Annotated in this window: 13 protein-coding genes; 4 read left to right on the forward strand and 9 right to left on the reverse strand. The window is 66.6% G+C overall.

Translation table 11 applies throughout. The features are described from left to right. Nucleotides 1–78 precede the first annotated feature (78 nt). On the forward strand, nucleotides 79–948 hold the full coding sequence (locus ACOI2T_RS30755) for an SDR family oxidoreductase (protein ID WP_409502276.1): 870 nt from the start codon (nucleotides 79–81) through the stop codon (nucleotides 946–948). Here ACOI2T_RS30755 and ACOI2T_RS30760 read toward each other — a convergent pair. Genes ACOI2T_RS30760 through ACOI2T_RS30780 form a run of 5 tightly spaced genes read right to left on the reverse strand, consistent with a single transcriptional unit; the run spans nucleotide 945 to nucleotide 5,693 of the window. Further along, nucleotides 945–1,787 (reverse strand): polysaccharide deacetylase family protein, encoded by an 843-nt coding sequence (locus tag ACOI2T_RS30760; protein WP_409502375.1) that lies wholly within the window; start codon nucleotides 1,785–1,787, stop codon nucleotides 945–947. The genes ACOI2T_RS30755 and ACOI2T_RS30760 overlap by 4 nt on opposite strands. Next, nucleotides 1,780–2,769, reverse strand: coding sequence for an agmatinase (gene speB, locus ACOI2T_RS30765; protein ID WP_198538859.1), 990 nt, complete (start codon nucleotides 2,767–2,769; stop codon nucleotides 1,780–1,782). Before speB ends, ACOI2T_RS30760 begins: the two co-directional genes overlap by 8 nt. Nucleotides 2,770–2,773: 4 nt before the next feature. Further along, nucleotides 2,774–3,535, reverse strand: coding sequence for an SDR family NAD(P)-dependent oxidoreductase (locus ACOI2T_RS30770; RefSeq protein WP_409502277.1), 762 nt, complete (start codon nucleotides 3,533–3,535; stop codon nucleotides 2,774–2,776). Then, a complete protein-coding gene (locus ACOI2T_RS30775) occupies nucleotides 3,532–4,230 on the reverse strand; it encodes an SDR family NAD(P)-dependent oxidoreductase (protein WP_409502278.1) in 699 nt (232 codons plus the stop codon). The genes ACOI2T_RS30770 and ACOI2T_RS30775 overlap by 4 nt, the downstream gene beginning before the upstream one ends. Next, on the reverse strand, nucleotides 4,227–5,693 hold the full coding sequence (locus ACOI2T_RS30780) for an amino acid permease (RefSeq protein ID WP_409502279.1): 1,467 nt from the start codon (nucleotides 5,691–5,693) through the stop codon (nucleotides 4,227–4,229). Before ACOI2T_RS30780 ends, ACOI2T_RS30775 begins: the two co-directional genes overlap by 4 nt. A 164-nt stretch (nucleotides 5,694–5,857) precedes the next feature. Here ACOI2T_RS30780 and ACOI2T_RS30785 point away from each other — a divergent pair, with 164 nt between their 5' ends. Genes ACOI2T_RS30785 through ACOI2T_RS30795 form a run of 3 tightly spaced genes read left to right on the forward strand, consistent with a single transcriptional unit; the run spans nucleotide 5,858 to nucleotide 8,259 of the window. Then, on the forward strand, nucleotides 5,858–7,240 hold the full coding sequence (locus tag ACOI2T_RS30785) for a PucR family transcriptional regulator (protein ID WP_409502280.1): 1,383 nt from the start codon (nucleotides 5,858–5,860) through the stop codon (nucleotides 7,238–7,240). A gap of 49 nt (nucleotides 7,241–7,289) precedes the next feature. Then, nucleotides 7,290–7,673 carry a VOC family protein gene (locus ACOI2T_RS30790; RefSeq protein ID WP_409502281.1) on the forward strand — a complete coding sequence of 128 codons (384 nt, stop codon included), beginning with the start codon at nucleotides 7,290–7,292 and terminating at the stop codon, nucleotides 7,671–7,673. Nucleotides 7,674–7,686: 13 nt separating this feature from the next. After that, on the forward strand, nucleotides 7,687–8,259 hold the full coding sequence (locus ACOI2T_RS30795; RefSeq protein WP_409502282.1) for a TetR/AcrR family transcriptional regulator: 573 nt from the start codon (nucleotides 7,687–7,689) through the stop codon (nucleotides 8,257–8,259). 3 nt (nucleotides 8,260–8,262) lie between these two features. On the opposite strand, the gene ACOI2T_RS30800 is transcribed toward ACOI2T_RS30795, so the two are convergent. From ACOI2T_RS30800 to ACOI2T_RS30815, 4 genes are all read right to left on the reverse strand, one after another. Continuing rightward, nucleotides 8,263–8,712, reverse strand: a complete 450-nt coding sequence (locus ACOI2T_RS30800) for a DUF5078 domain-containing protein (protein WP_409502283.1) — start codon at nucleotides 8,710–8,712, stop codon at nucleotides 8,263–8,265. A 14-nt stretch (nucleotides 8,713–8,726) separates the two neighbouring features. Beyond that, complete coding sequence (locus ACOI2T_RS30805; RefSeq protein ID WP_409502284.1) at nucleotides 8,727–11,618, reverse strand: MMPL/RND family transporter; 2,892 nt, start codon at nucleotides 11,616–11,618, stop codon at nucleotides 8,727–8,729. Continuing rightward, on the reverse strand, nucleotides 11,615–12,043 hold the full coding sequence (locus tag ACOI2T_RS30810; RefSeq protein ID WP_409502285.1) for an MmpS family transport accessory protein: 429 nt from the start codon (nucleotides 12,041–12,043) through the stop codon (nucleotides 11,615–11,617). The genes ACOI2T_RS30805 and ACOI2T_RS30810 overlap by 4 nt, the downstream gene beginning before the upstream one ends. Nucleotides 12,044–12,305: 262 nt before the next feature. After that, nucleotides 12,306–12,608 (reverse strand): DUF3349 domain-containing protein, encoded by a 303-nt coding sequence (locus ACOI2T_RS30815; RefSeq protein WP_409502286.1) that lies wholly within the window; start codon nucleotides 12,606–12,608, stop codon nucleotides 12,306–12,308. Between the last annotated feature and the right edge of the window lie 7 nt (nucleotides 12,609–12,615).

A 12,615-nucleotide genomic window follows, 5' to 3' on the forward strand; every position in this document is an offset into this window, starting at 1 on the left:
CGGTACCCGCAAACGGCGTGTGAGCGGTACCCCCGCGTCTGCTCGCCGGGGGAAAGGAAGGCAACCTAAACTCACCACATGAGCAAGAACCCGCTGCGCGCGCTGGCCGACCAGGTGTTGCTGACCAGCATGCGTCCCCCGTTGACCGAGCGTCTGCAGGGCCGCGACGACATCCAACTCGCAGGCAAGCGAATCCTACTGACCGGCGCGTCGTCGGGCATCGGTGAGGCCGCGGCCGAGAAGTTCGCCGCCCGCGGCGCCACGGTGATCGCGGTCGCGCGGCGTCAGGAACTGCTCGACGCGCTCGTCGACCGCATCACCGCCAAGGGCGGAGATGCCCGCGCGCGCGCCGTCGACCTGTCCGACCTCGACGCCGTCGATGCGCTCGTCGCCGACGTGGAGCAGGACCTCGGCGGGGTCGACATCCTCATCAACAATGCCGGCCGCTCGATCCGGCGCCCGCTGGCCGAATCGCTGGAACGCTGGCACGACGTCGAGCGCACCATGACGCTGAACTACTACGCACCGTTGCGGTTGATCCGTGGTCTGGCGCCCCGCATGCGCGAGCGCAGAGACGGCCACATCATCAACGTCTCGACCTGGGGCGTGATGAACGAATCGTCTCCGCTGTTCTCGGTGTACAACGCGTCGAAGGCCGCGCTGTCCGCGGTCAGCCGGGTCATCGAAACCGAGTGGGCCGCGGTGGGCGTGCACTCCACGACGCTCTACTACCCGTTGGTGAAGACCCCGATGATCGCACCCACGCGCGCCTACGACGGCTTGCCCGGGCTGTCGGCCGATGAGGCCGCCGACTGGATGGTGACCGCCGCCCGCACCCGGCCCGTGCAGATCGCCCCGCGGATGGCGGTGACGGCCAAGGCCATCAACAGCGTGCTGCCGGGTGTCGTCGACGCGGTCATGAAACGCCAACGCGTCCAACCTGTTTAGGGGCGGGTGATCGTTCGCGGCGCCAGCTTGAGGGTGCGGACGTGCTCGGCGATCGCGCCGAGATTGGTCGTCCACACGTCGGTGTGGTCGAGCACATAGCGCATGAGGCTGTCGAGTTCAGCTGCGCGCGAGGCTCTTCCGGACAGGAAGGGATGGTTGGTCAGCACCCAGCACGCGCCGGCCCGCCGTAGCGCGTCGAACTCGAGCTGCCAGAGCTCGCGTGCCTTGCGGGGGCTTTCGATCAGCCCGGACCCGGAGATGTCGGGCAGGTAGCAGTACTGCTCCCAGTCGTCGAGGGCCCACTGGATGGGGATCTCGACCAACGAGCCGTCGCCGACGGCGAGCTCGTAGGGATGGTCGGAGTCCATGAGGCTGGAGTCGTAGAGAAAGCCGCGCTCGGCGAGCAAAGCCGGGGTGTGCCAGGACAATTCCCACATGGGTGCGCGGTATCCGGTAGGTACCACACCCGCGACCTCGGCCAGTGCTCGAAGGCCGCGGTCAAGCGCCTCGACCTCTTCTTCGAGCGTCAGCTGCGCGGGCGGTTCGTGAAGATAGCCGTGGTGGGCGACCTCGTGTCCGGCGGACACGATGCTGCGCACCGCCTCGGGATAGCGGTGTGCGGTGTGGCCCGGCACGAAGAACGTCGCGGCGATCTGATGGCGCTCCAGCAGATCGAGGATGCGCGGCACACCCACGAGCGGTCCGTACGCCTGATGCGACACCACGCTCATGCGGGCCGCGACGGCATCGTTACCCCACAGCACCGCCGACTCGGCGTCCACGTCGAAGGTGAACGCGGCGGCCGCCGCTTTACCGTTAGGCCAGGTGAATTCAGACATCATCGGCCATCAGGGTAATCAGCTCGTAGGCCAGATTGGCCGCGGCGACGGCGGTGGTTTCGGCGTTGTCGTAGGCCGGCGCCACCTCGACGACGTCGGCGCCCACGATCCGCAGGCCGCGCATGGCGCGCAGCACCGCGACCAGCTCGCGGCTCGTCATACCGCCGATCTCGGGAGTCCCGGTGCCCGGGGCGAACGCCGGGTCGAGCACGTCGATGTCGATCGACACGTAGACCGGATGCTCACCGACCCGCTGCCGGATGCGGTCGATGACCCCGTCGACGCCGATACGGTCGATATCGCGGCAGTGCACGATGGTGAAACCGAGCGACTCGTCGTCGAGCAGATCGGCCCGGTCGTAGAGCGACCCGCGAATCCCGATGTGCGCGGAGTGGTCTTTGACGAGCAGACCCTGTTCTGCGGCAAGGCGAAACGGCGTGCCGTGCGTGCACGGCGCTCCGAAGTAGGGGCCCCAGGTGTCGAGATGGGCGTCGAAATGCACGAGCGCGACCGGACCGTGCACCCGGTGCATGGCCTGCAACGCGGGCAGCGCGATGGTGTGGTCACCGCCGAGCGCGACCACTCGCTTCTCCGGTGTGGTCACCAGGCCGGCGATGCCTTCCCGCACCTCGTCGACCGCCACACCGATATCGAACGGATTCGCGGCAATGTCACCGGCATCGACAACCTGGGCCGAGGCGAACGGACTGACGTCGAGCGCCGGGTGGTACGGCTTGAGCAGACGCGACGCCTGCCGGATCGCGGCGGGGCCGAACCGGGCACCCGGGCGGTAGGTGACGCCGCTGTCGAACGGCACCCCCACGACCGCGATGTCGTAGTGCTCGACCTCATGGCGCTGCGGCAACCGCGCGAACGTCGCGATCCCCGCGTACCGCGGAACCGCTTGCGCATCGACCTGTCCGACATTGCCCGTCGCCGACCGCGCATACGGCTGGCTTTCCACCTGATCCCCTTTCGTCATCGCGTCATGCCCGCGCCCGGGTCGAGCCGCCGTTGCAGGAGATGACCTGACCGACAACGGCTTCCAAGTCGAAGTCGGACAGCAGCTCCACGGCTGCGGCGATCTCATCGGGAGATCCGATGCGGCCCAGCGGGATCGACTTCGCATACTGCTGCTGCACGGTCGCGAGGTCGACCCCCGCGGCGTCGGCATCGACCTGAAGCTGAGGCGTGTCGGTGACACCAGGAGCCACCGCGTTGACGATGATCCGTTCCGGCGCGAGCTCGCGACCCAACGCCTTCACCAGCGAGATCAGCCCCGCTTTCGACGCCGCGTATGCCGTTGCCTCCGGCCAGCCCGTGACACCCCATTCGCTCGCGATCACCACGATGCGCCCCTGGCCCAGCCGTCGCATATGGGGCAGGACGGCCTGGATCAACTGGAACGTGCCGCCGAGATTCGTGTCGATGACCCGCCACCAGTCCCGCTCGTCGTGCTCGAGCAGCGGAGCCATCGTCATGTAGGCGTGGTTGGCGACGAGGATGTCCAGGCGCCCGGCTGCCGCGGCCACACCGTCGACGATGCGCGCGCACGCATCCGGGTCGGACACGTCGCCGATCGCGGTCATGCCGCCGATCTCGGCGGCAAGTGCGTCGAGCTCAGCGCCGCCGCGAATGTCGTTGACCGCCACCGTCGCTCCCGCGGCGGCCAGGCGGCGGGCATGCGCGGCGCCCATCCCCTGCGCGGCGCCGGTCACGAGCGCGACGCGGCCGTGAAGTGAGGTCATATCACCGCTCCCGAGTTCACATTGACGACGTCGCCGACCGAGAACGTGGCATCACACACCAGATACTCCACGCAGCGCGCCACCTCGGCCGGTGACGTCAGCCGTCGCAGCGGCAGCGTCACGAGATATTCGTCGGCGCGCCACGGTGAATCGGCGGCCAGCAGGGGTGTGTCGGTCGGCCCGGGCGCCACGGCGTTCACGCGGACCCCGCGGCCGGCAACCTCACCGGCCAGGCTGCGGACCAGCCCGATGATCGCGCCTTTCGCGGCGGCGTAGTGCGCGGCCTGGTCACCGCCGCCGACCGCGAGTTCACTGGTCACCGCGACCACCGCGCCGGATCGGCGTTCGAGCATGTCGGGCAGACATGCCCTGGCGGTGTTGAACAGCCCGCCGACGTGCACGCGCAGCATGCGGTGCCACGCCGGTGCGGTGATGTCCGAGACCGGAGCCATCTCGTAATGGCCGGCCGAGGTCACGAGTGCCGCGATCGGGCCGAGCTCGCGGCGGATCTCCGCCACCGCGCCTGCGACCGCGGCCCCATCCGAGACATCCACCCGGATAACATGTTCTGCGGACGCCTGGCCGCTGAGGTCGAGCGCCCCGACCCGGTACCCACGACGCTGCAGCGCGCCGACGACGGCCGCGCCGATACCGCTGGCGCCGCCCGTGACGACCGCGACCGGTGCCGTACTCATCGACCGGCCACCGTGATGTCGGCGTGTTCGTCGGCCGCCTCGATGTCGTCGATCACGGCGGCACTGACGATCCGGTGCCGCACGGTCAGCAGGATCGCCAACCCGACGACGAACAGCACCGCCACGGCGATCCACACGGACCAGTCCAGATACCGCTGCTCGTAAACCGCACGCGGCCAGGAGATGTTGAGCATCTGCAGAACCGCCCACACCGCCGCCACGACGGCAACGGGAACGGTCGCCCGTCCGAGCGAGAAGGCTCCGTCCGTCCAGCCGCGGCGCAGCACGACCACGACGAAGCCGATCAGCGGGAACAGGAACGCCAGGTAGAAACCACCGGAGGTGAAGTTGACCATCAGCGAGTAGATGTCGCCTGCGACGATGCTGAGCAGGAAGAGCGCGCCGCCGATGACGGTGGTGACCAGGATGGCGACGACGGGGATGCGGGCCGTGCCGCGCAGCCTGGCCAGCGCGGCCGACGCCGGCAGTGCACCGTCACGGGCGTACGCCCAGATCACTCGCGAGGCCGACGTCTGCAGCGCCAGGAAGCTGGCGAGGAAGCCGATCACGAACAGCACCTCGACCGGCTTGGCTATTCCGTGTCCCAGTGCGGCAGTGAGGGTTTCGTACACCGGGTCGGCAACCGAGCCGGACACGACCGCGTCGAGGTCGGGGATGGCGAGGATGATCGCCAGGCTCGAGTACGCCACCACGAGCGCGATGAACGCCAGTGAGAACAGCACGGCCTTGGGAAGGTCGCGCCGCGGTTCGTGAACTTCCTCGGCGATGGCCCCCGCGCTTTCGAAGCCCACGAACGAGAACCCGATGAACGCCACCGCGATCAGGAACGGTCCGCTCAGGTACGTCCACATGTCGATATCAGGCCCGCCGCCGTCGAACAACACCGACAGCGAGTTCTGCCGGTGGAACAGCAGCAGCCAGGTGCCCAGGCCGATCGAACCGATGACCTCGGCCACGATGCTGGCGGTCATGAACGCCTTGAGTGCACCGCGCCCGACGAGGTTGATCGCCGTCCCGCCGATGAGGATCACGAGCGCGATGACGGCCCGCAAGCCACCCGACGGTGACTCGACGCCGGCGATATTGGCGACGAACCCCGCGGCGCCGAGCGCGACGGTCGCCATCGCGATCACCAAGGTCCACATGTAAGTCCAGCCGGCGAACCACCCGTAGGACGTGCCGAGCAGGCGCCGCGACCACTGATAGATCGAACCCTCGAGCGGCCAGCGCGACACCAGCATCGCGAACACGAGCGCCACCAGCAGCTGGCCGGCGAACACCAGGGCAAAGCCCCACCAGAAGCTGGGGCCCGCGGCGGCCAGTGCGAGGCCGAAGATCGCGTAGAGCGCGACGATCGGAGAGATGAACGCAAATGCGAACGCGAACGCCGACCAGAGCGAGAATTCGCGGCGCAGAACCTGCGAGCCGTCGGGTGAGGACATCGGGTGCTCCCTTGATTCGGTTGGAGGAACTATCACGCCGGCACCGCGCGCCCGCCAAGCGTTTGGAGCGAAGACGCTGCGAACGCACCATCGCCGAACCCCGCCATTGGAGGATCGAACAACGGACCGGGGCACACACGTGACGACGGCGTTACGCTCGGTCCATGTCGGACCGCAGCGACGTCGCGCCGACGCTGCGTGATCTGCTCGAATCGAATCTGGGATTGCTCGCCCCCGAGACCGGCACCGGTGACCTCGACCGGCCGGTCAGCTGGGCGCACACCACCGAGTTGCGCGATCCGACGCGATATCTGCGCGGCGGCGAGTTGGTGTGCACGGTGGGCATCAGCCTCCAGACACCGCAGGACTGCCAGGCGTTCGTGGAGGCACTGGGGCGGGCCGACGTCGGCGGGCTGTGTTTCGGCGTCGGCGATGTCCACGACACGGTTCCCGACGCGCTGATCGCCGCGTGCGCCCGCCAGCATCTGCCGCTGCTCATCGCCCCACCGAACGTGCCGTTCGCGACCGTCAGCCGGTATGTCGCCGACTTCCAGGTCGGCGGCGAGATCGCCGTCGCGCGGGCGACCAACACCCTTGTGCCCGAGCTGCTTTCGTCGCAACGTCGGCGTGAGTCGGTGCGCCAGCTGCTGGACCGGGCCGGTCAGGTGCTGGGCTGTTACTTCCTGCTCGAACCCGATGGTGAGCCTCAAGCCGGCGCCACCGCGGTAGCGGTCGACGGCCTCGGCACGTTGGTGTGGGTCGGTAGCGGTGAGCCGCCGGAGAAGGCGCTGCTGGAGGTCATCGCCCGGTTCGCGCAGGCCGCACAGGGTGAACGTGACATCGAATCGGCCCTGGCCCGCGAACGTGTCGGCCAGCTGCTGTCGTTGGTCGAGCGACGCATGCTGCTCCCCGACGCACTCAGCCAACTGCTGGACTGGCCCGGCCTCTCGGCCCGCGAGGTGGCGTGCTCGGCGTGGCCTGCCGGTGCGGGCGCCCTGCTGTCGATGGCGTTTCCGACCGCGCTCGTGGGCGATGCGCCGGAGGTCTGCCTGGTGCTGACCGACGAGACCGATGGCCTGACCGCGATCGCCGCCGAGCTGTCGCTACCGTCGGGGCATTCGGCCACCGCGCCGCTGGCCGACCTCGGCTCGGCCATCACGCAGGCCCGCATCGCGCTCGATCTGGCCCAACAACACGGCGGCAGCATCGGGCCCGATCAGCTGAGCACGTTCGACAGTCTGCTGGAAGGACTGCCGCTCAATCGGCTCGCCCCGTTCAAGCATCAGCTCATCGATCCGCTGGACCAGATCGATCACGACCGCGGCACTCAGCACGTCCGCACCTTGCGGGTCTTCCTCGCCACCAACGGCTCACTGATCGATACGGCCCGTGAGCTTTTTCTGCATACCAACACCGTGCGGCACCGGCTGTCGCGCATCCACGAGATCACCGGACGCAACCCGCTCAATTTCGACGATCAGGCCGCATTCGCCATCGGCCTCCGGGCCAGCGACCGGGCCCGCCGGATGCCGGGCCGCCAGGACTGATCCGTGTCGCGACCCCGGCCGGACGGTGCGCGATGGTAGACAGGCAGCTATGGAGATACTGGCCAGCCGGATGCTGATCCGGCCGGTCGACTACCCGAAATCGCTGGAGTTCTACCGCGACGGGATCGGCCTGGCCATCGCCCGCGAATACGGTGCGGGCACGGTGTTTTACGCCGGCCAATCGCTCATCGAGATCGCAGGCCACCACAGCCCCACCAAATCCGGCTCCTTCCCGGGCGCGTTGTGGCTGCAGGTGCGTGACGTGTATGCCACACAGGCCGAACTCGAGAGCCGAGGTGTGCCGATCGCGCGGGCCGCGACGCAAGAGCCGTGGGGTTTGCACGAGATGCACGTGATCGACCCCGACGGCGTCACGCTGATCTTCGTGCAGGTGCCCGCCACGCATCCGTTGCGCCGCGACGTCAGGGACTGACGGGAAGACCGTCGTGGCGAAATCGGTACTGGGCCGCGGCACGGCGCGCACGCGGGTACTGGAGGCCGCGCTGACACTGTTCGGTGAACACGGTGTCAGCGGCACCACGCTGCAGATGATCGCCGACAGCATCGGCGTCGGCAAAGCGTCGGTCTACTACCAATTCCATTCCAAGGAAGACATCGTGGCTGCCGCGGCGCAACCGATGTTCGACGACCTCGCGCGCGTGGTGGCGATCGCCGACGCCGTCCCCGACCCGGCCACCCGCCGGGAGATCAGCATCACCGGCCTCATCGAGCTGAGCGTGCGGCACCGCAGGCTGGCCGCGGTGCTCACCGGCGACCCGGCGCTGGAGAGCCTGATCCAGTCACGCGAGGACCTCGCCGAGACGACCCAGCGCTTCATCGACCTGCTGCTCGGCGGGGCACACGGGCATACGGGCAGAGTCGTCATCTCCATGGTCACCAACGGCATCTATGCCGCCGTGACCGACAAGAGACTCCGGGACGTCAGCGACGAAGACCTGCTCCGGACGCTACTGGAGGTGGCACAGCAATTGTTGCGCACCACTTCGTATTTCGAGTGAGTGCTACCAGGTCCAGACGGTCGGATCGGCGGCCGGGTAGGTCGCGCAGTTCTTGGTGCCGTGCGCGACGACGCCCTTGTTGTTGAAGAACAGCTTCGCCCAGTTCGGCCAGCGCCACGACATCTGCTCGTAAAAGGCGTTGGTGGCCATGTTCTCCGAGTACTGGCGGCGGCCTGCGTAGTCCAAGGAGAAGAACCAGTAGATGCGATCGCGGGCGCCCTGCTGATCGGCGGCAGGCTTGTTCTTGTAGTCGATCATGTAGCGCTCGTAGTACACCGGATTGGTGTCGCGTACCGCGGCCATGTACTGGTCGACGGTGCAGGTGGTCCTGAGCATGTTGCTCGGGATCGGGTACTCGTCGGTGGCATCGGCGGCCGCGACGCCCATCGGCCCCACCGCGACGGCGGCCACCGCCGCCGCGGCTGCGGCCGCCGCGATTGCTCCGCGCTTCATCGAAGAGATCGTCATCAGACCAGAGACTCCTGTGGGTGACGTTGAATCCGGGGCCACGACTGCGGTTTCGGCCGGGACCGCACCCGCTGCGGCCACCAGAACCACCTGCCGAGCAGCGCGGCGATCGACGGCGTCATGAACGAGCGGATCACCAGGGTGTCGAACAGCAGGCCCAGACCGATCGTGGTACCGACCTGGCCCATGATCGTGAGGTCGCTGACCGCCATCACCATCATCGTGAAGGCGAAGACCATGCCCGCGGCGGTCACCGTCGAACCGCTGCCGCCCATCGCCCGGATCATGCCGGTGTTCAGCCCGGCACGTATCTCCTCCTTGAGCCGCGAGACGACCAGCAGGTTGTAGTCCGCACCGACGGCCAACAGGATGATCACCGCCATCGGCAGCACCATCCAGTGCAACTCGATGCCCAGTATGTGCTGCCACAGCAGCACCGAAACGCCGAACGACGCTCCGAGCGAGAGCACCACCGTGCCGACGATCACCGCCGCGGCGACGATCGCGCGGGTCAACAGCAGCATGATCAGGAAGATCAAGCAGATCGCGGCGATCCCGGCGATCAAAAGGTCGTACCTCGTCCCGTCGGCCATGTCCTTGAATGTGGCCGCGGTACCACCGAGGTAGATGGTCGAGCCCTCGAACGGCGTGCCTTTGATCGCGTTCTTGGCGGCCGTCTTGATCGCGTCGATCCGATCGATGCCGTCGGCGGACATCGGATCACCCTCATGGTTGATGATGAACCGCACCGCGTGCCCGTCCGGGGAGAGGAACTGTTCCAGACCCTTTGCGAAATCCGGGTTCTCGAACGCTTCGGCCGGAAGGTAGAACGAGTCGTCGTTCATCGCCTCGTTGAAGGCCTTGCCCATCTCGGTCGAGGTCTCGGCCATGATGCGCTGCTGCTCCTGCATACCCTGCTGGGTCTGCTGCATGGTCAGCATCATCTCCCGCATGCTCACCATGGTCTGCTTCATCTCGGGCATGATCGCGATCATCTGCGGCATCAACTCGTTGAGCCGATGCATCTGCGGCATCATCTCGTTCATGTCCGTGGTCATCACGTCCATGCCGTCGATGACGTCGAAGACCGACCGCAGCGACCAACACATCGGGATGTTGAAGCAGTGCGGTTCCCAGTAGAGGTAGTTTCGGATCGGCCGGAAGAAATCGTCGAAATTGGCGATGTTGTCGCGCAATTCCTCGATGTTGGCCACCATGCCGTCCATGGACGCCACCATCTGGCTGGTGGTGTCGGCCATCTGCTCGGTGATCGCCTGCATCCGATCCATGTTGTCGATGGTCTTCTGCATGTCCGCGACCTGTTTGGTCATATCGGCGGTGCGGTCCGTGTTGTACTTCTCGTTCAGCCGCTGCAGGGTGCTCTGCTGACTGATCATGTACGGGATCGTCGTGTTCTCGATCGGCGCACCGTCGGGCCGCGTGATGGTCTGCACCCGGGCGATGCCGTCGACCTGGAAAACGGCCTTGGCGATCTTCTCGATGACCAGGAAGTCCGCCGGATTCCTTAGATCCCGGTCACTTTCGATCATCAGCATCTCCGGGTTCAACCGCGACGGCGAGAAGTGCCGCTCGGCCGCCGCGTAGCCCTGATTGGAACTGATGTCGTCGGGCAGGTACAGACGATCGTTGTAGCTGGTCTTGTAACCGGGCAGCGCCAGCAGTCCGATGAGCGAGACCGCGATGGTGGTGATAAGGATCGGGCCCGGCCATCGGACCACCGCGGTACCCACCGAGCGCCAACCACGCACGCGCATGGAGCGCTTGGGGTCGAGGAACCGGCCTGCGATCGTGACGATGGCAGGACCGAACGTCATCGCGGTGACGATGAGCACCAGCATGCCGATGGCAAGCGGCACACCGAGTGTCTGGAAGTACGGCAACCGGGTGAAGCTCAGACAGAAGGTGGCGCCCGCGATGGTCAGGCCGGACCCGACGATCACATGGGCGGTGCCACCGAACATGGTGTAGTAGGCCGACTCTCGATCCTCGCCGCTACCGCGAGCCTCCTGGTAACGGCCGACGAAGAAGATCGCGTAGTCGACGGCGATGGCGATCGCCAACGTGACCAACAGCCCGGTCGCGAAGGTCGAGAGGCCGATGACGTTGTAGTAGCCCAGGAATGCCACCGCACCACGGACCGTCATCAGGCTGACCACCACCATCAACAGGATCAGCACTGTCGTCATGATCGACCGGAAGATGACGAGCAACATGATGATGATGACCAGGAAGGTCAGCGCCTCCACCAACCGCATGCTGCCGTGGCTGGCCTCGGTCTGCTCGGCCGTCATCGGCGCGGATCCGGTGACGTAGACCTCGACACCGGCGGGCGCGGGGATGCTCTCCACCATGTGCTTGACGGCTTCGACCGATTCCAGCGACAGCGACTCGCCCTGATTGCCCGCCAGGTTGGCCGAGACGTAGACGGCCTTGCCGTCGCCACTCTGCACACCGGACGCGGTCAGCGGATCGCTCCAGAGGTCCTGCACATGCTCGACATGCTTGGTGTCGGCCCGCAGCTTCTCGATCAGCTCGGAGTAGTAGCGGCGGGCGTCGTCGCCCAGCTTCTCCTGCCCTTCCAGGACGATCATCGCCGAGCTGTTGGACTTGTACTCGTCGAACACCTGACCGATGCGCTCGGTGGCGATGACGGCGGGCGCCTCCTTCGGGCTCATCGACACCGACCGCATCTCGCCGACCGTCTCGAGCTGCGGCACCGCGATGTTCAGGAACGCGGCGATGGCCACCCAGATCAGGATGATCGGAATGGAAAGCCTGCGAAGTACGCGGGCGATCCGTCCGAAGTGTGCGCCCTCGTGCGGCGCGTTGGTGGTGATGGGCCCGGTGGGCGCGTCCGCGTGCGCGCTCATGCGGACTTCACGATGCAGAAGGTCTGGACATTGGTACCGGTGGCGCTGCGCTCGTCCTTGACCTCACCATCGACGATCACCCGGCACCCCAGAAAGTCGGTCTTGCCCTGTGCCACGATGTTGGCCGCAGCCGACGGCTCGGTGGTCTGCAACGTGATGGACCACGGCAGGATGGCGCTGTCGACTCGCTGCGGCTCGCCCTCCAGATCCACATAGTTCACATCCACGGCAGCCCCTTCCGGACCAAAGATCTCGTACGTCAACACTTTTGGATCAAACGGTTCCGGATCGTTCGCGAACTCCACCGGTGTGGTCAACGGCGGATCAGATGCGAACACGCCGCGGACACGATCGACGGCAAACCCCGCTACGCCGATCACCGCCACGGCAACCAGGGGCAACCACACCCGCTTGAGCAATTGCATCGCCGCTTCCTCCCGCACTGCCGCCGTCAGCCATCAATCGCACTCAAGTTATACAAGCGGCCCACTTGAGACAAGCCGAACGGCTAACTGATCTTGACTACATAGCTAGACAATGCTTAGCCTTCTGGTGAACTGGATCACGGCGCCGCGACCGAGTCGGCCAGCACACACCGGTCGGCGGCCACGGATTGATCAGCGTCGCGGCGTGCCGGCACAAAAAAATCCCGGCCCTTGCGGGCCGGGATTCAACGGAAAAGTGTGGTCAGCGCACCGGGGTGGCCAGCGGCCAGCCGACCGAGGCCAGCCGCGACGCGACCTGGTGGATCTCTTCGGGATTCGGTTCTTTCTCGATGATCTTGTGCACGGCGTCGCGGATCTCGCCGTCGGTCACCGGGGTATCACCGTCGTTGGACCGCAGGATCGCCTGGGCGGCCTGCACGACGTCGTCCTCGGACAGCGAGCGCTTCAGCAGCGCCAACAGCGCGAAGTAGTCCTTCGGCGGCACACCCTCGGGGTAACCCTTGTGCAGCCACGCCAGCACGTTGTCCATGTAGCTCTCGGTCATGGCATCA

This window comes from Mycolicibacterium wolinskyi str. Jessa 2025 (assembly GCF_049241375.1).
GTDB classification, from domain to species: Bacteria; Actinomycetota; Actinomycetes; order Mycobacteriales; family Mycobacteriaceae; genus Mycobacterium; species Mycobacterium wolinskyi.